This window comes from Dyella nitratireducens (assembly GCF_014642835.1).
GTDB classification, from domain to species: domain Bacteria; phylum Pseudomonadota; class Gammaproteobacteria; order Xanthomonadales; family Rhodanobacteraceae; genus Dyella_B; species Dyella_B nitratireducens.
The window spans coordinates 245738-265478 of the sequence record NZ_BMJA01000001.1 but is presented as its reverse complement, the minus strand read 5'-3'; the positions used below and the strand labels follow the sequence as shown (position 1 = coordinate 265478).

The window sequence follows — 19741 nt, the reverse complement described above, 5'->3', positions numbered from 1 at the left end:
AGGGGAGGGACAAAACGCTGCTTGATGGTGATCTGAGAAAAGTTTAGTGACTTGCTCGATTCGCACCTTCGCCGGCCGGCGCGATCTGCTCGCGCCGGCCGCTGCATTTCCAGGGCGCTATCCGGCGCTGCTGGAAAGCGTGACGCGCGCGAACGCACATGCGCGCTACGACATCTTGTTTGCGTTTCCGCAATCCACATTGATGTTGACGTCCGACGGCCTGGTGCACGAGCCAGACGGACGCGTGCATGCCGGCCGCTTTCTTGATGCGCTCGATGCAGCATGGCGTGCAGAACGCTTGCCGCAAGGCCATGATGACGGGCTGCCGTTTCATGGTGGCTGGGTGATGTTGCTGGCGTACGAATTGGCGGCAGAAATCGAGCCGACGCTGCGCTTACGTTATTCGCAGCCATTGCCCGTAGCGCTGGCATTGCGCTGTCCGGCTGCCATCATCGTCGACCATCTGCGCGAACGCACCATTCTGGTAGCGGAAGCAGGGCAGGACAGTTTGCTGGACGCGATGGAAGCCGATCTTTCCGTCATGCCGGTCACCGCACCGCTCGCGATTCCGGAAATGGTCGAGGAAGATGCGCCAACGCGTTTCCTCGATGGTGTCGCGTGTGTGCACGAACATCTCCATGCTGGCGATCTATTCCAGGCGAATCTTTCGCGTGCATGGCGTGCGCATTTTGAAGAAGCACCATCTGCCGCTAGCCTTTATGCCGCCCTGCGCCGTGCCAATCCCGCGCCATTCGCGGGGTTGTTGCAACAGCAGGGTTGGGCGGTGGTTAGTTCATCGCCAGAGCGTCTGGTCGAAGCGCGGCGCGGCGTGGTGCAAACGCGTCCCATTGCCGGCACGCGGCCGCGTGTGGAGGGCGATGACGAGCTGGCACGCATCCGTGAACTCACTGCGCATCCCAAGGAACGTGCCGAGCACGTGATGCTGATTGATCTGGAGCGCAATGACCTGGGGCGCGTATGCAAGCCGGGTACGGTGGAAGTGAACGAGTTGATGGTGGTGGAGAGCTACGCACACGTGCATCACATCGTCTCCAATGTGCGCGGACGATTGCGCGAAGGCGTTACGCCAGGGCAAGTGATCGCAGCGACATTCCCGGGTGGCACCATCACCGGCTGTCCCAAAGTGCGTTGCATGGAAATCATCGCTACGCTGGAGGACGCGCCACGCGGCGCCTACACGGGCGCGCTGGGCTATCTCGACCGCAATGGCGATCTCGATCTGAACATCCTGATTCGCACACTGACCTTGCATGGCAAGGATGTCAGTCTGCGTGCGGGCGCTGGCATTGTGGCCGATTCCGACGCAGCAAAGGAACTGGACGAAACACGCGCCAAGGCACGCGGCATGCTTCGCGCCTTGGGAGTGGCCGGGTGATGCTGCTGATCAACGGCCAGCCGTGCGACAGCGTTTCGGCGCTCGATCGCGGCTTGAGTTATGGCGATGGTTTGTTCGAAACGATTCGCTTCGAGCAAGGCAAAGCACCGTTGTGGAGCCGGCATATGCAACGCCTGGCGACGGGTTGCGAACGCTTGGGCATGCCTGCGCCAGATGCCGCACTGATTTGGCAAGAGGCACAGCAGGTTACTGACAAGCTGGCGCAGTGCGTCTTGCGCATCACCTTGACGCGCGGTCTTGGCGAGCGCGGCTACGCACCGCCGATACAGGTATCGCCAACGCGTATCGTTGTTGCGTTTCCCATGCCTGTGGTATCCCGCACACTTTACCTGGAAGGTGTTCGCCTGCACCGCTGTCACACCACGCTGGCCGACCAACCGTTGCTCGCCGGTATCAAGCATCTCAATCGTCTTGAGCAAGTGCTGGCGCGCGCGGAATGGAGCGATCCGGCCATCAGCGAAGGTCTGGTCTGCGACAGCCACGGGAACGTGATCTCAGCGACGGCTGCCAATCTTTTTGCTGTCATCGATGGTGTGCTGGTTACGCCATCGGTGGATCGTTGCGGGGTGGCCGGGGTGGCTAGGGCGGCCATCCTCGAAGCTTTTCCGAACTGCCAAGTCCGGGATGTGGCGCTGGACGAAGGCGTGCGCGCTGCCGAACTCTTCCTCAGTTCCAGTGTTCGCGGCATCCTGCCTGTTCAGGCGGTGGGCGATACCGTGTACGCTCCCGGTCCGGTCGTCCGCGCCATGCAGCAGCATTGGCGTGACCTGGGGTTCGCGATGGAGCAGGCATGAGTCGAAGCGGTACACAAGAGGGGCGCGTCTCGTGGCGTCTGCTGCTGGTCATCTTGCTGTTGGCGTTCGTAATCGCCGCCGGATGGTTCTGGCACGATTTCTCGCGTTTTGCGGTGACGCCGCTGCGCGTCAGTGCGACCGGCGAGAGCGTGGACATCGAGCGCGGCACGAGTTTCAAAGACATCGTGCATCAGCTGCGCTCGCAAGGTCTCACCACGTCCTCGCCGCTGTACTGGCGTGTGCTGGCGGAGAAAATGCACGTAGCCGGCCGCTTGCATGCGGGCGAATACGCTGTCACGCAGGGCATCACGCCGGAGCAGTTGCTCACCGCCATGGCACAAGGCAAGGTGATGCAGCGCGACGTCACCATTGTCGACGGCTGGACTTTCCGCGACGTGCTGCAGGCTCTCGCCAAGGCCGACAAGTTGAAGCACGAAACCAGCGGTCTCGATGATGCTGCCATCATGCAAAAAATTGGAGCGCCGGGTGAAAAACCAGAAGGGCGTTTCTTGCCGGAAACTTATGCATATGTGAAAGGCGATAGTGACCTCGACATTCTGCGTCGTGCAAACGAGGCGATGAAGAAGACGCTGGCATCGCTGTGGGAACAGCGCGACCCCAATCTCCCGCTGGCGGCGCCGTACGATGCGTTGATTCTTGCTTCCATCATCGAAAAGGAAACCGGCCGCGCTGATGAGCGCCCACGTGTTGCCGGCGTTTTCATTCGCCGCTTGCAAAAGAACATGTTGCTGCAGACCGATCCTACAGTGATCTACGGTATGGGCAGCAACTACACCGGCAATATCCACAAGAGCGATCTGACCACGGATACGCCTTACAACACCTATACGCGGCCCGGCTTGCCGCCCACGCCCATTGCCATGCCTGGCAAGCCGGCGATCGAGGCGGCCTTGCATCCTGCTGCGGGGGATGCGCTGTACTTCGTTGCGCGCGGCGATGGCACGCATGTGTTCGCCAGCACGCTGGAAGAGCAGAACCGCCATGTCGCCTGCTATCAGTTGAAGCGTTGCCAATGAGCCAGCGCGGACGTTTCATTTCCTTGGAAGGCGGTGAAGGTGCAGGCAAGAGCACCTTGTTCGGTAGTTTGCGTGATTATTTTCAACAGCGTGGCGTACAGCTGCTGCAAGTGCGTGAGCCCGGCGGTACGCCGTTGGGTGAAGCGATTCGTTCGTTGGTACTCGATCCTGCTCATGCGGCCATCAGCGCGGAAAGCGAATTGCTGCTGATGTTCGCCTCGCGTGCGCAATTGGTGCGCGAACACATTCGGCCTGCGCTGGAAGCAGGGCAGTGGGTGCTGTGCGATCGCTACGTGGATGCCAGTTATGCGTACCAGGGCGGTGGGCGTGGTCAGCCGATTGAGCGCATTGCCGAATTGGAGCGCTGGGCATGCGATGGCGTGATGCCGGATCTCACTTTGTTGCTCGATCTGCCGGTGTCGACGGGGCGTGCACGCGCGGCCGGCCGAGGTGTCGCTGATCGTATCGAGACTGAAGCTGATGCGTTCTTCGAGCGCGTGCGCCGGGTATATCGCGATCGCGCACAGGCAGAGCCGCAACGGTTTCGTGTGATCGATGCCAGCCTGCCAGCAGATCAAGTATTGCAGGCCGCCATCGCGGCGACGGCACATTTGTTCGAGGCAAGTTGATGAGCATTCCTTCCTGGCATGCCGAGCTTTGGACGCGCCTGCAGGCGCGTCGCCAACGCGATGCCTTGCCGCACGCGTTATTGCTGTGCGGACCGCAAGGCTTGGGTAAGCGTGATTTTCTCCGCCGCTTCGTGCGCGGTTTGCTTTGCCAGCATCCGCAGGATGGTGACGCTTGCGGTACGTGCCGCAGTTGCTTGTTGTTCGACGCGGGTACGCATCCGGATTACGTCGCACTGACGTATGGCTTGCGCAAGGATGGCGTGCAGCGCCAGGACATCGTGGTGGATCAGATTCGCGAGCTATCTGCGCGGCTTGCTACGGCGAGCCAATTCGGCGGCTGGCAGGTTGCCAGTATTGATCCTGCTGATGCGATGAACTCTGCAGCCGCCAACGCCTTGTTGAAAACGCTGGAAGAACCCGCCTCGCAAACCATGCTGATTCTGGCGGCCGATGCGCCGTGGCGTATGCCAGCCACGATTCGCAGCCGTTGTCAGCGCATCGATTTCCAAGTACCGAAGCACGAAGAGTCGCTGGCCTGGTTGCAGCGCATCGGTGTGCGCGATGCTGAAGCTGCCTTGGTGGCCGCGGGCGGCAATCCAGGCCTGGCACGCATCTGGGTGGAAGAGGGTTCGCTCGCGCAGCGGCAGGAAGTCCGCAAGGATCTTGCCGCGCTGGCCTCCGGACGTGGTGATGCCATCGCGATGGGCAAGCGCTGGCTCGACGATGCTCCCGAGCAGCGACTATGGTTTGCCGCGCAGGCTGTGGCAGATGAAATGCGTGCACGCGCCACCGCGCAAAGCACACCATTGTCCAGTTCGCTGGATGGCGAGGGACTCATGGCGTGGTACGACGCGGCCAACCGCACGCGTGACGCATTGCGTGGTCCGCTGCGTGGCGATCTGCTCCTGCTGGAGTTGCTGGGGCGCTGGCGCTGATGCCGCCATGGCTTGTCTCGGCGCAAACCCGCCTGCTGGTGATAGCGCCACATCCGGATGACGAGACGCTGGGCTGTGGGGTACTGCTTCAGCAAGTGTTAGCGGCAGGTGGCGACGTGTGCGTCCTGCTGCTGACCGATGGCGACAATAATCCCTGGCCTCAGCGTTATCTGGAGCGCCGTGTGCACATCAACGCTGCTGCGCGCCGTCGCTGGGGTGCAAAGCGTCGCGGAGAAGTGATGCAAGCGTTGAAGCGCTTGGGCGTATCGGCGTCTGCACTGTATCCGCTGGGCTGGCATGACATGGAAGTAACGAGCCGCCTGCGCAACGACGCAACTGGATCGATTGCGCCGATGCGTGCTGTCATCGAGGCGTTCCAACCCAATCTCATGTGCGGTCCGGCGTTGCGCGACAACCATCCTGATCATGGCGCCGCGCACGTACTGTGCCGGCTGGCGCTGGCTGGCATGGAACCAGCGCCTAGGCTGCTCGCTTATCCCGTCCATGGTGGCGCAGGAACGGCCGGCTATCCGATCTCGGTCGATGCCACGGCAGAACAGCATCAGCGCAAGCTGGCGGCGCTTACAGAGCACCAGACCCAGATGGCGTTGAGCGGCCAGCGCATGCTGCGCTTGGCGGATAGTCCTGAGCGTTATATGCCTGCGGACCGCAGGGAGGGAGATCGGAGCTTGCCCTGGCGGCCGCCGGCGGTGTTGCAACAATGGCTGCGACTGCTGGTGGCAACGCCTGCAGGTGTGAAGGACTGGCCATGGCCGCAGGCGCCGGTGGTACGCGGCCCCGATGGGGTGTTTCGGTTATTGGAGCAGGGTGCAGGGCCGGCCTTCGTGAAGTTGCACCTGGATTGGCCTTCACCCTGGATCTTCGATCACTGGGGCTGGTGGGAGGTCTAGCCGCCGCAGGGGCATCTGCGGCTCCGGCCTTCTGAGCAGCACGTCTTTGCGCACATCCAGCCGCATGGTTAGGATGTACTTCCATCATTCGCCGCCAGCGCTGTATCAAGGGGAGCAGGCATGAACCCGGTCGCCGCCCGTCAGGGCATCATCTCGCTGAAATTCAAGGACACGGCTTCGCTGTACAACTCGTACATGCCGTTCCTGAAGCACGGCGGCCTATTTGCGCCTACTGCGCAGCGCTATTCGCTGGGTGACGAGGTGGTGCTGTTGATCAGTTTGATCGACGAGAGCGAGCGTTTGTCGGTAGCCGGCAAGGTGGTGTGGATCACTCCGATCGGTGCGCAAGGCAACCGCACCGCCGGCATCGGCGTGCAATTCAGTGATTCCTCTGACGGTGAAGCGGCACGCGGCCGTATCGAGACCTTGCTCGCGGGCGTGCTCAACTCCGAACGTGCTACCCAAACCATGTAGCCGTCCTGATCGACCGATATTGCGGCGCGCGTAAAAGAAAGTTGCGCGTGGAGCGGTCATGTGCCAGTGCGATTTATTGAACGCCGCAGCGATAGCGGCTTTCTTGCAAGAAACGCACTTGGTTGGAAGAAATACGCTTTATTGCAAAAAACATCCCATGGTGCGCCACACAAGGCTTGTCGGCGTACCCATGCCCGCTGATACAATGTCGCGATTCCCGGGCCTGTCCCGAGGATCGTCGAGCGCCCGCATCTGGATCCACAGAGCTGGACAGCCCGCTGATTTGAACTTCCGGACCGTTTGCCCCAACGGTCGCTGATGCACTCATGTGGTGCGGAGGTAGGTTAAACCGTGCTTGCCGAATATTGGCCCGTTCTCCTATTCCTTGGCGTTGCCACAGGGCTAGGTGTCGTCCTCCTGATCATCGGCCTGCTGGCCGGTCCCCGCCGCCCGGAGTCGGAGAAACTCTCGCCCTACGAGTGCGGCTTCGAGGCCTTCGAGGATGCGCGCATGCAGTTCGACGTGCGCTACTACCTACTCGCCATCCTCTTCATCATCTTCGATCTGGAAATCGCCTTCCTCTTTCCGTGGGCGGTGGTGTTTCAGCACATCGGCATCGTCGCGCTGATTGAAATGGCGCTGTTCCTGTTGCTGCTGGTGGTCGGTTTTGCTTACGTGTGGAAGAAGGGAGCACTGGAATGGGAGTGATCTCCACGCTTGATCAGGTGATGCACAACCCGCAGCCGTTGAACCTGGTGGACGATATTCTGCGTCCGGCTGGCGACAACCCGGTCATGCGCCACGGTGTCGTGACCACCACGGTCGACGCCCTGATGAACTGGGCACGCACCGGCTCCATGTGGCCGATGACGTTCGGTCTCGCTTGCTGCGCCGTTGAGATGATGCACGCCGGTGCTGCGCGTCTCGATCTTGACCGCTACGGCGTGGTCTTCCGCCCGAGTCCGCGCCAGTCCGACGTGATGATCGTGGCCGGCACGCTGGTCAACAAAATGGCGCCCGCACTGCGCAAGGTCTATGACCAGATGCCCGACCCGAAGTGGGTGATCTCCATGGGCAGTTGCGCAAACGGCGGCGGCTACTATCACTACTCGTATTCCGTTGTACGCGGCTGCGATCGCATCGTGCCGGTGGACATCTACGTGCCGGGCTGCCCGCCCACGGCCGAAGCATTGATCCACGGCATTCTGCAGTTGCAGAAGAAGATTCGTCGTACCAGCACCATCGCGCGTTCCTAAAAGGCGCAGTCAGTCATGAGCGATACGCAAACTAACTCGCTGGTCGAGCGGCTTGCCGCGCGATTCGGCGACAAGCTCACCGTCACCACCAGCCATGGCGCTGTCACGGCGGTGGTTGAGGCAGCCAACTTGCTGGCTGTTGCCACCGCATTGCGCGACGAACCTGGCTTCCGCTTCAGCGAACTGGTCGACCTGTGCGGTGTGGATTATCTGAGCTATGGTCAGACCGAGTGGGATACCACTGATGTGTCGGGCAACGGCTTCTCGCGTGGTGTGGAGGGTGAGGCGGTTGGCCGCTTTACCTGGGGAGATCGTCCGCGCGATGTGTCGATCCCGAAGCGTTACGCCTCCGTGTTCCATCTGCTATCGATCGAACTCAATCAGCGCCTGCGCGTGCGTGTGTTCTGCGACGATAACGATCTGCCTGTCGTACCTTCAGTCACGGGCATCTGGCCGGGCGTCAACTGGTTCGAGCGCGAGTCGTTCGACCTGTTCGGCATCATCTACGAAGGCCATCCGGATCTGCGCCGCATCCTTACCGATTACGGTTTCGTCGGCCATCCGTTCCGCAAGGACTTCCCGCTGATCGGCAACGTGGAAGTGCGCTACGACCCCGAGCAGAAGCGCGTGATCTACGAACCCGTGTCGATCGAGCCGCGCGTGCTGGTACCGCGCGTGATCCGTGATGACGCCGACCTGATGCAAGCGAAGGCGGAAGCCGCTGACCATTGGCGGGAGAACTGAGCATGGCCGCGCAAGAAATTCGCAATTACACGATGAACTTCGGCCCGCAGCATCCAGCCGCGCACGGTGTGCTGCGTCTGGTGCTGGAAATGGACGGCGAAACCGTGGTGCGCGCCGATCCACATATCGGCCTGCTGCATCGCGGTACCGAGAAGCTCGCCGAATCCAAGCCGTTCAATCAATCGATCGGCTACATGGATCGTCTCGACTACGTGTCGATGATGTGCAACGAGCACGCGTATGTGCGCGCCATTGAAACCCTGCTGGGTATCGAGGCGCCGGTTCGTGCGCAGTACATCCGCACGATGTTCGACGAGATCACCCGCATCCTCAATCACCTGATGTGGGTCGGTTCGAACGCGCTCGATCTTGGTGCGATGGCGGTGTTCCTGTACGCCTTCCGTGAGCGTGAAGAGCTGATGGATTGCTACGAAGCCGTCTCCGGCGCGCGCATGCATGCCACCTACTATCGTCCAGGCGGCGTCTATCGTGATCTGCCGGGGAAGATGTCGCAGTACCGTGAATCGCCTTGGCACAAAGGCAAGGATCTGAAGCGCCTCAACAGTTGGCGCGAAGGTTCCATGCTCGACTTCCTCGACGCCTTCACCGCGGACTTCTCCAAGAAAGTTGACGAATACGAAGAGCTGCTTACCGAAAACCGCATCTGGAAGCAGCGCACCGTCGGCATCGGCGTGGTCTCGCCGGAAATGGCCCAGCAGTGGGGTATGACCGGCGTGATGTTGCGTGGCTCGGGTATCGCCTGGGACCTGCGCAAGAAGCAGCCGTATGCCAAGTACGCCGACGTGGATTTCGACATCCCGGTGGGCGTCAATGGCGACTGCTACGACCGTTATCTGGTGCGCATCGAAGAAATGCGTCAATCCAACCGCATCATCAAGCAGTGCGTGGATTGGTTGCGCGCCAACCCCGGCTCGGTGATGGTGGAAAACTTCAAGGTCGCGCCGCCCAAGCGCGAGGCCATGAAGGAAGACATGGAAGCCTTGATCCACCACTTCAAGCTGTTCACCGAAGGCTATGGCGTGCCGGCCGGCGAAACCTATGCGGCGGTCGAAGCGCCGAAGGGCGAGTTTGGCTGCTATCTGATCTCCGACGGTGCGAACAAGCCGTTCCGCGTGCACCTGCGTGCACCGGGCTTCGCGCACCTTTCGTCGATGGATGTCCTCGTACGCGGCCATATGCTGGCTGACGCGGTGGCGGTCATCGGCACCTATGACCTCGTGTTCGGCGAAGTCGATCGCTGAGCCCGGAGGATAAGCACACATGAAAGCCACCGGAAATTACGAGCAGGTCAAGCACGTCGATCCGCTCGTCGTGCTTACCGAGCACACGCGCCATCACATCGATCACTGGCTGACCAAGTTCCCGCCGGATCGCAAGCGCTCCGCGCTAATCCAGGCGTTGTTCGCCGCGCAAGAGCAGAACCACGGTTATCTCAACGATGAGCTGATTACCGCGGTCGCCAAGTACATCGACGTACCTGCTGTGTGGGCCTACGAGGTCTCCAGCTTCTACTCGATGCTGGAAACCAAGCCGGTTGGGCGCAACAACGTCGCCGTCTGCACCAACATCTCGTGCTGGCTCAACGGTGGTGAAGATCTGTTGCGCCATTGCGAGAAGAAGCTGGGCATCAAAGCAGGCGAGAGCACGTCGGATGGACGTGTGTACCTGAAGAAAGAAGAAGAGTGCATCGCTGCCTGCGTGTATGCGCCGGCGATGACGGTCAATGGCCATTACCACGAGCGTCTCACGACCGATAAGGTCGACGAGATTCTCGATGGCTTGAAGTGAGAGGGCAGGGCACCATGGCAGTCGGACCCGCACCCCAGGAACACCAGGTCGTCTACACCACGCTGCATTTTGACAAGCCGTGGGCGATGGATAGCTACCTGCAGGTGGACGGCTACAAGGCGTGGAAGAAGATTCTCGCCGAGAAGCCTGATCCCGCGTCGATCGTCGATATCGTCAAGAACAGCAATCTGCGTGGTCGTGGCGGCGCGGGCTTCCCGACTGGCTTGAAGTGGTCCTTCATGCCCAAGGGCACCATGCAGAAGTACATTCTCTGCAATTCCGACGAATCGGAACCCGGTACGGCAAAAGACCGCGACATCTTGCGCTACAACCCGCATTCGGTGATTGAGGGCCTGGCGATTGCGTGCTACGCGACCGGCTCGACGGTGGCCTATAACTACCTGCGCGGTGAATTCCATCACGAACCCTTCGAGCATTTCGAAGAGGCGCTGAAGGAAGCCTACGCTGCCGGCCTGCTCGGCAAGAATATCCAGGGCACCGGCATTGATGTGGACATCTATGGCGCACTCGGCGCCGGTGCTTACATCTGCGGCGAAGAAACCGCGTTGATGGAATCGCTGGAAGGCAAGAAGGGCCAGCCGCGCTTCAAGCCGCCGTTCCCGGCTAATTTCGGTCTGTACGGCAAGCCCACCACGATCAACAACACCGAGACCTATGCTTCGGTGCCGGCCATCCTGCGCAACGGTGCCGATTGGTTCTTGAATCTTGGCAAGCCGAACAACGGTGGCCCGAAGATCTTCTCGGTGTCCGGCCACGTCAACAAGCCGGGCAACTTCGAGATCCGCCTCGGCACATCATTCAAGGATCTGCTTGAGATGGCCGGTGGTGTGCGCCATGGCAACAAATTGAAGGCTGTGATTCCTGGTGGCTCCTCGATGAAGGTGCTCAACGCCGAGGAAATGATGTCGGCCACCATGGATTACGACTGCCTGCAGAAGCTGGGCTCGGGCCTCGGCTCCGGTGCCGTGATCGTGATGGATGAGACCACCTGCATGGTGAAGGCTTGCCATCGCATCTCGCAGTTCTATCACGCCGAATCTTGCGGCCAGTGCACACCGTGCCGCGAAGGTACCGGCTGGATGTTCCGCGTCCTGACGCGCATCGTGGAAGGCAAAGGCACGCAGGACGACCTGCATCGCCTGAAGGCCATCGCCGGCCAGATCGAAGGCCACACCATCTGTGCATTCGGCGAAGCCGCTGCGTGGCCGGTGCAGGGCTTCCTCGCCAAGTTCTGGAATGAATTCGAATACTACGTGCAGCACGGCCGCTCGATGACCGAGGACCGTCTCGCCGAAACCCGTGGAGTTGCTGCATGAGTGCGCAGCCAGCCAATACCGCGCCCGATCTGGTGAACATCGAGATCGATGGCAAGCCCACGCAGATCCGCAAGGGCGCCATGATCATCGAGGCGGCTGACAACGTCGGTATCGCCATTCCGCGCTTCTGCTATCACCGCAAGCTGCCGATCGCCGCCAATTGCCGCATGTGCCTGGTGGACGTGGAAATGGGCGGCCGCATGATGCCCAAGCCGCAACCGGCCTGCGCCACGCCGGTGGCCGAAGGCATGAAGGTCATCACGCGTTCCGACAAGGCGCTGAAGTTCCAGCGCGATGTGATGGAATTCCTGCTGATCAACCATCCGCTCGATTGCCCGATCTGCGATCAGGGCGGCGAGTGCGAACTGCAGGACGTCGCGCTCGGCTATGGCCGCAGCGTGTCGCGCTACACCGAGCGCAAGCGCACCATCGCCGACGAAAACCTCGGCTCCCTGGTCGCCACCGAAATGACTCGCTGCATCCAGTGTACGCGTTGCGTGCGCTTCACCAGCGAGATTGCCGGCACTTACGAACTCGGTGGTATGAGCCGTGGTGAGAACTTGCAGATCGGTACCTACATCGGCAAGGCGCTGGAGACCGAGTTGTCCGGTAACGTCATCGACGTGTGCCCGGTGGGTGCGCTCACCAACAAGCCGTTCCAGTTCAAGGCACGCGCCTGGGAGCTGATCGCCAAGCCGTCGGTGGCTTATCACGATGCATTGGGCTCCAACCTGTGGTTGCACACGCGTCGCGGTGAAGTGCTGCGCAACGTGCCGCGTGACAACGAAGCCGTCAACGAATGTTGGTTGTCCGATCGTGATCGCTATAGCCACGAAGGCTTGTATGCCGCCGATCGCGTACATGCGCCGGAAGTGAAGCGCAACGGCCAGTGGCAGAAGACCACCTGGGACGACGCGCTCGCCGCTGCCGTCGAAGCACTGAAGAGCGTGCCGGGCAGTGATCTCGGTGTGCTGGTCCATCCGGCTACGACCAGCGAGGAAGGTGAGCTACTGGTTCGCCTCGCGCAAGGCCTGGGTAGCGCGCACATTGATCATCGCTTGCGTCAGCTCGATTTTGCTGACAACGCAGTGGCGCAAACCTTCGCCATGCCGGTCGCCGATGTGGACAAGGTGAAGGCGGTGCTGCTGGTTGGTTCCGACCTGCGTTATGAAATGCCGCTGCTCAACCACCGCATCCATCAGGCGGTGAAGAAGGGTGCCAAGGTCTACGCTGTCAATCCGGCCGAGTTCAACTTCAACTACAACCTGTCCGGCGAAGCTGTGGTGCCGCCGCACTACCTGGTTGACTCGCTGCTGGTGCTAGCCAAGGCGTTGATCGATGGTGGTGTCGCGCAGCCCGGTTTCATTTCCAGCGAATCGCTTGCGCCCCTGCAGCTGACCGACAAGGCCCGCGAGGCTGTCGAAGCGCTGAAGTCTGGTCATGCCGTGGTGATCCTTGGCGAAGCGGCTGTCACGCATCCGCAAGCCTCCTGGCTGCGTGCTGTGGCGCGCTTCATCGCCGAAGCTACCGGTGCGGCCTACAACGAGCTGCCGGTTGGTGCCAACGCTGTGGGCCTTGCGAAGGCGGGCGTACTTCCCGGCAACGGCGGCCTGAATGCGCAGGCCATGCTGGCACAACCACGCAAGGCCTACCTGCTGTACGGCCTGGAATTCCCACATGATTTCGCTGATGGCGCGGCTGTCGCCAACGCATTGAACGGTGCGCAGCATATCGTTGCTTTCAGCGCCTTCGCCAATGCGACACTACGCGATGTAGCCGACGTGATCCTGCCGATCGGGCTGCTGCCGGAAATCGAAGGCACGCTGGTGAACGTGGATGGTCTTCTGCAGCGCGTGGAAGCGGGTGCCAAGGCGCCAGCCGAAGCACGTGCAGGCTGGAAAGTGCTGCGTGCGTTGGGTGGCCAGATGAAGCTGGCTGGCTTCGAATTCGACGATATAGCCGGCCTGCGCGAAGGCATGGCCGAACGCCAGGCCGCTGTGTCGCAAGGACTGGCCGAGCGCAAACCGGTGCAAGGTCTTAGCCGTCTGGTCACCTGGCCGATCTATCGCAGCGATGCGGTGGTCCGTCGCGCGGGCGCGTTGCAAGCACATCCGCTTAATCGTGTGCCGTCTGTGCGTTTGAACGCGAACGAAGCGCAGCGTCAGGGCTTGAGCGAAGGCGACAAGGTCAAGCTGGCGAATGCTGTCCTGCCGCTGGTCATCGATGCCACGCTGCCCGATGGCGCCGTGTGGATCGAGGCTGCCCATGATCAAACCGCGACGTTGCCGCCGTATGGCGCGGCCATCACCTTGAGCAAGGCGTAACTCATGGGCGATCAACTTATCCATCAGCTTCTGCTGCCGCTTCTCTACACGATTTGCGTCGTGCTACCGCTGGTTATCGCGGTCGCGCTGTACGTGTGGTGGGAGCGCAAGGTCATCGGCTGGATGCACGTGCGCATGGGGCCCAACAAGGTCGGGCCATTCGGTTTGCTGCAGGCCTTCGCCGACGTGGTGAAGCTGCTGGTGAAGGAAGTCATTCTTCCCACCAACGCAAACAAGGCGCTGTATTACCTCGCGCCGCTGATCGGCCTGGTGCCGGCGCTGGCTGCCTGGGCGGTGATTCCGTTCAGTGACAAGGCCGTGCTGTCCAATGCCAACGCCGGTCTGTTGTATCTGTTGGCGATGACCTCGCTGGGCGTGTACGGCATCATCCTCGCCGGCTGGTCCTCCAACTCGCGTTACGCACTGCTTGGTGCGATGCGTTCGGCGGCGCAGGTGATCTCGTACGAACTGGCCATGGGGCTGTGCCTGGTGTGTGTGCTGGTGCTGGCGGGTAGCCTGAACCTGACCGACATCGTGCATGCGCAGGCCGGCAACAAGGGCCTGTTCGACTGGTTCTGGCTGCCGCTGCTGCCGGTGTTCGTCGTCTACTTCATCTCGGGCGTGGCCGAAACCAACCGCGCGCCGTTCGACGTGGCGGAAGGCGAATCGGAAATCGTGGCTGGCTTCCACGTGGAATATTCCGGTTCGGCGTTTGCGCTGTTCTTCCTGGCTGAATACGCCAACATGATCCTGGTCGCCTTCTTGGCTTCGATCCTGTTCTGCGGTGGCTGGTTGAGTCCGTTTCCGGCCAGCGTGCCCGTGCTGGGAGCGGCCAACCCGGTGTGGCTGGCTATTAAGGTCTTCGTGTTCGCCACCCTGTTCCTGTGGTTCCGTGCCACTTTCCCGCGCTATCGCTACGACCAGATCATGCGCCTGGGCTGGAAGGTGTTCATTCCCATCGGCATTGTCTGGGTGCTCGTTGCCGGCTGCATGAAGTACTACGGCTGGGTCCACGTCGGCACGGGAGGCTAAGGAAAAACCATGTCCCGCGTTACCAACTATTTCAAGAGCCTGCTGCTCATCGAGCTACTCAAAGGCATGGCGCTCACGCTTCGGTACATGTTTCTGCCGAAGTACACGATGCGCTACCCGATGGAGCACATCCCCAAGTCCAACCGTTTCCGCGGCCTGCATGCGTTGCGTCGCTACGCCAACGGCGAGGAACGCTGCATCGCGTGCAAACTGTGCGAGGCGGTGTGTCCGGCGCTGGCGATCACCATCGACTCCGCGCCGCGTGCCAGCGACGGCCAGCGCCGTACCACACGCTATGACATCGACCTGTTCAAGTGCATCTACTGCGGCTTCTGCGAGGAAAGCTGCCCGGTGGACTCGATCGTCGAAACGCACATCCACGAGTACCACTTCGAGCATCGCGGCGAGAATGTGGTGACCAAGCCCCAGCTACTGGCCATCGGTGACCGCTTCGAGGCGGATATCGCGGCGGCCCGTGCTCAGGACGCGGCTTACCGCTAAGGACATACCATGATCGACACGTCCTTGTTTCAACTCGTCTGCTTCTACGCCTTCGCTGCGGTTACCGTGGTCGCGGCGCTGTCGGTGATCACGCTGCGCAACTCGGTGCATGCCGTGCTCGCGCTGGTGCTCACCTTCTTCAGCACAGCCTGTATCTGGATGCTGGCAGAAGCTGAATTCCTTGCCATCGCCTTGATCGTGGTCTATGTCGGTGCCGTGATGGTGCTGTTCCTGTTCGTGGTGATGATGCTCGACATCGACCAGGAAAAGATCCGCGAGGGCTTCGTGAAATATCTGCCTGTCGGCTTGGTCGTGGCAGTGGTGATGCTGGTGGAAATGCTCGGCTTGATCGGCGTGCGTGTGATGCATGCGCAGACGATGGGCGAGAATCCGGCTACTGCCGCAGGCATGTCCAACACCGCGTGGCTGGGCATGGCGCTGTACTCGCAATACCTGCTGCCGTTCGAAATCGCCGCGCTTATCCTCACCGTGGGCGTGATCGCCGCCGTCGCTTTGACGCTGCGCCAGCGCACTGGCGCGCGCAAGCAGCACGCCAGCGAACAGGTGGCGGTCAGGGCGAAGGATCGCGTGCGCATCATCAAGATGGCGGCGGAGCGTCCGGTTGAAACCCCGCCTGCAGCACCGGTCCAGGAGTCCAAGCCATGATTACGCTTTCGCATTACATCGTGTTGGGCGCGATCCTGTTCTGCATCTCGGTGGCAGGGTTGTTCATCAACCGCAAGAACGTGATCGTGCTGCTGATGGCGATCGAGTTGATGCTGCTCGCCGTCAACATCAACTTCGTGGCCTTCTCGCGCTTCAGTCATGACGTGGCGGGGCAGGTCTTCGTGTTCTTCATCCTCACAGTGGCTGCGGCGGAATCCGCCATCGGCCTGGCGATCCTGGTCCTGCTGTTCCGTAACCGCAGCACGGTCAACGTCGCCGAAATCGACAGCATGAAGGGTTGAGCATCATGGAACTTTCCTCCTCCATCCTGTTGACCATTGCGCTGGCGCCGCTCGTCGGTTGCCTGCTGGCCGGATTCTTTGGCAAGCAGATCGGCCGCGCCGGTGCGCATAGCGTTACCATCCTCGGTCTGCTGATCTCTTGCGGCCTGTCGTTCTACGTGCTGTACCAGATCACCGCTGGTGGGGCTCCGGTTTACAACCACAACATCTACACCTGGTTCGAGATCGGTAAATACACCGCCAGCGTCGGTTTCCTCATTGATCGCCTCACCGCGATGATGATGGTAGTCGTCACCTTCGTGTCGCTGCTGGTGCATGTGTACACCATCGGCTACATGGCGGATGACGACGGCTATCAACGCTTCTTCAGCTATATCTCGTTGTTCACCTTCTCGATGTTGATGCTCGTGATGAGCAACAACTTCCTCCAGCTGTTCTTCGGCTGGGAAGCGGTGGGCCTGGTGTCGTATCTGCTGATCGGCTTCTGGTACAAACGCCCGACGGCGATCTTCGCCAACCTCAAGGCATTTATCGTCAACCGCGTGGGCGATTTCGGTTTCCTGCTGGGTATCGCGGCGATCCTGTACTTCCTGGGTACGCTGGACTACGCCACGGCGTTTGGTGCTGCGCCGACGCTCGTGGGCAAGACGCTGACGCTTACCCAGAGCATCCACTGGGATGCGGCCACGGTGATCTGCATCCTGCTGTTCATCGGTGCCATGGGTAAGTCCGCACAGGTGCCGTTGCACGTGTGGCTGCCCGACTCGATGGAAGGCCCAACCCCGATCTCCGCACTGATCCACGCCGCGACGATGGTGACCGCCGGTATCTTCATGGTGGCCCGCATGTCGCCGCTGTACGAGCTGTCGGAAACTGCGCTGAGCGTGGTGCTTGTCATCGGCGCTACCGGTGCGTTGTTCACCGGTCTGATCGGCATCGTGCAGAACGACATCAAACGCGTGGTGGCGTACTCCACGCTGTCGCAGCTGGGCTACATGACGGTTGCGCTGGGCGTGTCCGCCTACGCTGGCGCGGTGTACCACTTGATGACGCACGCCTTCTTCAAGGCGCTGCTGTTCCTCGGTGCAGGTTCGGTGATCATCGCCATGCACCATGAGCAGGACATGCGCTACATGGGCGGCTTGCGCAAGTACATGCCGATCACCTGGATCACGATGTGGATCGGTGCGCTGGCGCTGTGCGGTGTGCCGTTTTTCTCGGGTTTCTATTCGAAGGACTCGATCATCGATGCCGTACATGAGTCGCATCGCTGGGGTTCGGGTTACGCGTATTTCTGTGTGGTGATCGGTGCCTTCGTGACGGCAACCTATACGTTCCGTCAGATGTACATGACCTTCCACGGCAAGGAGCGCTTCAAAGTGGTCGAGCATCACGGCCATCACGATGCGCATGCTCACGATGATCACCATGACGATCATGATCATCATGAGCCAGGCGTGTTGCATCATCCGCCCAAAGAGTCGCCGTGGGTGGTGACGTTGCCGCTGATCCTGCTGGCCATTCCGTCGCTGTTGGTGGGTCTCTTCACCGTCCAGCCGATGCTGTTTGGCAACTGGTTCGGTGGTGCCATCCATGTGGATGAAGCCAATAATGTGCTCGGCGAAATTGGCAAGGAATTCCATGGTTCGCTGGCAATGGCGCTGCAAGGCTTTACCCAGCTGCCGTTCTTCTTGGTGCTGGCGGCGTTCATCATCACGACGTACATCTACCTGTTCAATCCGTCGGTGGCCGACAAGATCAAGAGTGCGCTCAAGCCGATCTGGGTAATCCTCGACCGCAAATACTGGGTCGATGACATCTACTTCGCGATCTTTGCGCGCGGCGGCGTAAAGCTGGGACGCATGTTCTGGAAGGGCGGTGACGCCGCCGTGATCGACGGCGTGCTGATCGACGGTTCGGCAAGTCTGGTGCAGCGTATCGCCGCGGGCGCGCGCCGTATCCAGTCTGGTTATCTGTACCACTATGCCTTTGCGATGATCCTCGGACTGATCCTGCTTCTGGGCGGGTATTGGTTGATCGGGCAATAAGGGAAGCGAGCTCCATGTTCAATCATCTGCTCAGCCTGCTGATCTGGCTGCCCATCGTCGGCGCGGTCCCCGTGTTGCTGGCCGGTTCCGGCCGCCCCAATGCGGCGCGCTGGATCTCTCTGCTGATGGCCATCCTCACTTTCGCCATCAGCCTGTTCCTCATCCCCCAGTACAACCCGGACGTTTCCGGGATGCAGCTGGTCGAAAGCCATGTGTGGATCGAATCGCTCAATGTCCACTATGGCTTAGGCATCGACGGCATTTCCGTAGCGCTGATCCTGCTGACCACCTTCGTGGGCATCCTGGTGATCGTGGGTGCTTGGGAAGTCATCCAGGACAAGCCGCACCAATACATGGCAGCCATGCTGGTGCTCGAAGGCCTGATGATCGGCGTGTTCTGCGCCACCGACGCTTTGCTGTTCTATGCGTTCTTCGAAGCGATGCTGATCCCGATGTTCATCCTCATCGGCATCTGGGGTGGTCCGCGTCGCGTTTACGCTACCTTGAAGTTCTTCATCTACACGTTCTTCGGCTCGATCTTCATGCTGATCGGCCTGATCTACCTGTACCTGAAGGCAGGGACGTGGGATCTGCACGCGCTGCAGGCGCTGCCGCTGTCGCTGACCGAGCAGAGCTGGCTGTTCTTCGCCTTCCTGATCGCGTTTGCGGTGAAGGTGCCGATGGTGCCGGTGCACACATGGTTGCCGGATGCGCACGTGGAAGCGCCCACCGGTGGTTCGGTGGTGCTGGCGGCGGTGATGCTGAAGATCGGCGGATACGGCTTCCTCCGTTTCAGCCTGCCGATCGTGCCGGATGCCTCGCATCAATTCGCGTGGGTCGTGATCCTGCTCAGCCTGATCGCCGTGGTCTACATTGGCTACGTCGCGCTGGTGCAGGAGGACATGAAGAAGTTGGTGGCCTATTCGTCCGTGGCACACATGGGCTTTGTCACCCTGGGTATCTTCATCGCCTTCATGCTGGTGCGTGATCAGGGCAACACCGATGCCGCGCGCCTGGGCATGCAGGGCGCGATGGTGCAAATGATCTCGCACGGTTTCGTCTCGGGCGCGATGTTCTCGTGCATCGGCGTGCTGTATGACCGGCTGCACACCCGCCTGATCAAGGATTACGGTGGCGTGATCAACGTCATGCCGTGGTTCGGCTTCTTCTACGTGCTGTTCGCGATGGCCAACTGCGGTCTGCCGGGCACCAGCGGATTCGTGGGCGAGTTCATGGTGATCCTGGCCAGCTTCAGCGCTAATCCGTGGATCGCGTTGTTCGCCGCGTTTACGCTGATCATCGGTGCGGCGTACACACTGTGGCTGGTCAAGCGCGTGCTATGGGGCGAAGTGACCAACTCGCATGTGGCAGAAATGAAAGACATCAACGGCCGCGAGTGGCTGGTGCTGGGCGCGTTCGCCGCGTTGACGATACTGATCGGCGTCTGGCCGGAACCGCTGACCCACCTGATGAACATTTCGGTGAACCAGCTGGTGCAAGTACTTGCTATTCACAAGGTCTGATC

General features: G+C 60.8%; 20 protein-coding genes. All 20 read left to right on the top strand.

Features of this window, described 5'->3' with window-relative positions:
* Window positions 1–46: 46 nt before the first annotated feature.
* The 20 genes from IEX75_RS01275 (at window position 47) to IEX75_RS01180 (ending at window position 19739) form a co-directional block, all read left to right on the top strand.
* Complete coding sequence (locus IEX75_RS01275; RefSeq protein WP_229720587.1) at window positions 47–1396, top strand: aminodeoxychorismate synthase component I; 1350 nt, start codon at window positions 47–49, stop codon at window positions 1394–1396.
* Window positions 1396–2211, top strand: a complete 816-nt coding sequence (gene pabC, locus IEX75_RS01270) for an aminodeoxychorismate lyase (protein WP_188792453.1) — start codon at window positions 1396–1398, stop codon at window positions 2209–2211. The genes IEX75_RS01275 and pabC overlap by 1 nt, the downstream gene beginning before the upstream one ends.
* Window positions 2208–3248 carry an endolytic transglycosylase MltG gene (gene mltG, locus IEX75_RS01265; RefSeq protein ID WP_188792452.1) on the top strand — a complete coding sequence of 347 codons (1041 nt, stop codon included), beginning with the start codon at window positions 2208–2210 and terminating at the stop codon, window positions 3246–3248. The genes pabC and mltG overlap by 4 nt, the downstream gene beginning before the upstream one ends.
* Entirely contained in the window at window positions 3245–3877 is a 633-nt protein-coding gene (gene tmk / locus IEX75_RS01260) for a dTMP kinase (RefSeq protein ID WP_188792451.1), read from the top strand. Before mltG ends, tmk begins: the two co-directional genes overlap by 4 nt.
* The gene (holB, locus tag IEX75_RS01255; RefSeq protein WP_188792450.1) at window positions 3877–4812 is read left to right on the top strand and encodes a DNA polymerase III subunit delta'; all 936 of its coding nucleotides are present in this window, start codon (window positions 3877–3879) and stop codon (window positions 4810–4812) included. Before tmk ends, holB begins: the two co-directional genes overlap by 1 nt.
* Window positions 4812–5723, top strand: a complete 912-nt coding sequence (locus tag IEX75_RS01250) for a PIG-L deacetylase family protein (protein ID WP_188792449.1) — start codon at window positions 4812–4814, stop codon at window positions 5721–5723. Before holB ends, IEX75_RS01250 begins: the two co-directional genes overlap by 1 nt.
* Window positions 5724–5843: 120 nt before the next feature.
* Window positions 5844–6197 carry a PilZ domain-containing protein gene (locus IEX75_RS01245; RefSeq protein ID WP_188792448.1) on the top strand — a complete coding sequence of 118 codons (354 nt, stop codon included), beginning with the start codon at window positions 5844–5846 and terminating at the stop codon, window positions 6195–6197.
* A 351-nt stretch (window positions 6198–6548) separates the two neighbouring features.
* Window positions 6549–6905 carry an NADH-quinone oxidoreductase subunit A gene (locus tag IEX75_RS01240; RefSeq protein WP_126682813.1) on the top strand — a complete coding sequence of 119 codons (357 nt, stop codon included), beginning with the start codon at window positions 6549–6551 and terminating at the stop codon, window positions 6903–6905.
* Entirely contained in the window at window positions 6896–7453 is a 558-nt protein-coding gene (locus IEX75_RS01235; RefSeq protein ID WP_188792447.1) for a NuoB/complex I 20 kDa subunit family protein, read from the top strand. The genes IEX75_RS01240 and IEX75_RS01235 overlap by 10 nt, the downstream gene beginning before the upstream one ends.
* Window positions 7454–7468: 15 nt before the next feature.
* Window positions 7469–8197: an NADH-quinone oxidoreductase subunit C gene (locus IEX75_RS01230; RefSeq protein ID WP_188792446.1), complete on the top strand. Its 729-nt coding sequence runs from the start codon at window positions 7469–7471 to the stop codon at window positions 8195–8197.
* A 2-nt stretch (window positions 8198–8199) separates the two neighbouring features.
* Entirely contained in the window at window positions 8200–9459 is a 1260-nt protein-coding gene (locus IEX75_RS01225) for an NADH-quinone oxidoreductase subunit D (protein ID WP_188792445.1), read from the top strand.
* Window positions 9460–9478: 19 nt separating this feature from the next.
* Window positions 9479–10006 (top strand): NADH-quinone oxidoreductase subunit NuoE, encoded by a 528-nt coding sequence (gene nuoE / locus IEX75_RS01220; protein WP_188792444.1) that lies wholly within the window; start codon window positions 9479–9481, stop codon window positions 10004–10006.
* Between the two features lie 14 nt (window positions 10007–10020).
* Window positions 10021–11343, top strand: coding sequence for an NADH-quinone oxidoreductase subunit NuoF (nuoF, locus tag IEX75_RS01215; protein WP_188792443.1), 1323 nt, complete (start codon window positions 10021–10023; stop codon window positions 11341–11343).
* Entirely contained in the window at window positions 11340–13667 is a 2328-nt protein-coding gene (gene nuoG / locus IEX75_RS01210) for an NADH-quinone oxidoreductase subunit NuoG (RefSeq protein WP_188792442.1), read from the top strand. The genes nuoF and nuoG overlap by 4 nt, the downstream gene beginning before the upstream one ends.
* Before the next feature lie 3 nt (window positions 13668–13670).
* A complete protein-coding gene (nuoH, locus tag IEX75_RS01205) occupies window positions 13671–14699 on the top strand; it encodes an NADH-quinone oxidoreductase subunit NuoH (RefSeq protein ID WP_188792441.1) in 1029 nt (342 codons plus the stop codon).
* Window positions 14700–14708: 9 nt separating this feature from the next.
* On the top strand, window positions 14709–15200 hold the full coding sequence (gene nuoI, locus IEX75_RS01200) for an NADH-quinone oxidoreductase subunit NuoI (protein ID WP_188792440.1): 492 nt from the start codon (window positions 14709–14711) through the stop codon (window positions 15198–15200).
* A 9-nt stretch (window positions 15201–15209) separates the two neighbouring features.
* On the top strand, window positions 15210–15866 hold the full coding sequence (locus IEX75_RS01195; protein WP_188792439.1) for an NADH-quinone oxidoreductase subunit J: 657 nt from the start codon (window positions 15210–15212) through the stop codon (window positions 15864–15866).
* Window positions 15863–16168 (top strand): NADH-quinone oxidoreductase subunit NuoK, encoded by a 306-nt coding sequence (gene nuoK, locus IEX75_RS01190; RefSeq protein WP_126682804.1) that lies wholly within the window; start codon window positions 15863–15865, stop codon window positions 16166–16168. The genes IEX75_RS01195 and nuoK overlap by 4 nt, the downstream gene beginning before the upstream one ends.
* 5 nt (window positions 16169–16173) lie before the next feature.
* A complete protein-coding gene (gene nuoL / locus IEX75_RS01185; RefSeq protein WP_188792438.1) occupies window positions 16174–18216 on the top strand; it encodes an NADH-quinone oxidoreductase subunit L in 2043 nt (680 codons plus the stop codon).
* Between the two features lie 14 nt (window positions 18217–18230).
* Window positions 18231–19739, top strand: coding sequence for an NADH-quinone oxidoreductase subunit M (locus IEX75_RS01180; RefSeq protein WP_188792437.1), 1509 nt, complete (start codon window positions 18231–18233; stop codon window positions 19737–19739).
* Window positions 19740–19741: the final 2 nt, after the last annotated feature.

What these genes read in the sequence shown, in the direction of transcription:
- pabC (WP_188792453.1), top strand. Translation starts at nt 1,396, where the DNA reads ATGCTGCTGATCAACGGCCAGCCGTGCGACAGCGTTTCGGCGCTCGAT.
- mltG (WP_188792452.1), top strand. Translation starts at nt 2,208, where the DNA reads ATGAGTCGAAGCGGTACACAAGAGGGGCGCGTCTCGTGGCGTCTGCTG.
- tmk (WP_188792451.1), top strand. Translation starts at nt 3,245, where the DNA reads ATGAGCCAGCGCGGACGTTTCATTTCCTTGGAAGGCGGTGAAGGTGCA.
- holB (WP_188792450.1), top strand. Translation starts at nt 3,877, where the DNA reads ATGAGCATTCCTTCCTGGCATGCCGAGCTTTGGACGCGCCTGCAGGCG.
- IEX75_RS01250 (WP_188792449.1), top strand. Translation starts at nt 4,812, where the DNA reads ATGCCGCCATGGCTTGTCTCGGCGCAAACCCGCCTGCTGGTGATAGCG.
- IEX75_RS01245 (WP_188792448.1), top strand. Translation starts at nt 5,844, where the DNA reads ATGAACCCGGTCGCCGCCCGTCAGGGCATCATCTCGCTGAAATTCAAG.
- IEX75_RS01235 (WP_188792447.1), top strand. Translation starts at nt 6,896, where the DNA reads ATGGGAGTGATCTCCACGCTTGATCAGGTGATGCACAACCCGCAGCCG.
- IEX75_RS01230 (WP_188792446.1), top strand. Translation starts at nt 7,469, where the DNA reads ATGAGCGATACGCAAACTAACTCGCTGGTCGAGCGGCTTGCCGCGCGA.
- IEX75_RS01225 (WP_188792445.1), top strand. Translation starts at nt 8,200, where the DNA reads ATGGCCGCGCAAGAAATTCGCAATTACACGATGAACTTCGGCCCGCAG.
- nuoE (WP_188792444.1), top strand. Translation starts at nt 9,479, where the DNA reads ATGAAAGCCACCGGAAATTACGAGCAGGTCAAGCACGTCGATCCGCTC.
- nuoF (WP_188792443.1), top strand. Translation starts at nt 10,021, where the DNA reads ATGGCAGTCGGACCCGCACCCCAGGAACACCAGGTCGTCTACACCACG.
- nuoG (WP_188792442.1), top strand. Translation starts at nt 11,340, where the DNA reads ATGAGTGCGCAGCCAGCCAATACCGCGCCCGATCTGGTGAACATCGAG.
- nuoH (WP_188792441.1), top strand. Translation starts at nt 13,671, where the DNA reads ATGGGCGATCAACTTATCCATCAGCTTCTGCTGCCGCTTCTCTACACG.
- nuoI (WP_188792440.1), top strand. Translation starts at nt 14,709, where the DNA reads ATGTCCCGCGTTACCAACTATTTCAAGAGCCTGCTGCTCATCGAGCTA.
- IEX75_RS01195 (WP_188792439.1), top strand. Translation starts at nt 15,210, where the DNA reads ATGATCGACACGTCCTTGTTTCAACTCGTCTGCTTCTACGCCTTCGCT.
- nuoK (WP_126682804.1), top strand. Translation starts at nt 15,863, where the DNA reads ATGATTACGCTTTCGCATTACATCGTGTTGGGCGCGATCCTGTTCTGC.
- nuoL (WP_188792438.1), top strand. Translation starts at nt 16,174, where the DNA reads ATGGAACTTTCCTCCTCCATCCTGTTGACCATTGCGCTGGCGCCGCTC.
- IEX75_RS01180 (WP_188792437.1), top strand. Translation starts at nt 18,231, where the DNA reads ATGTTCAATCATCTGCTCAGCCTGCTGATCTGGCTGCCCATCGTCGGC.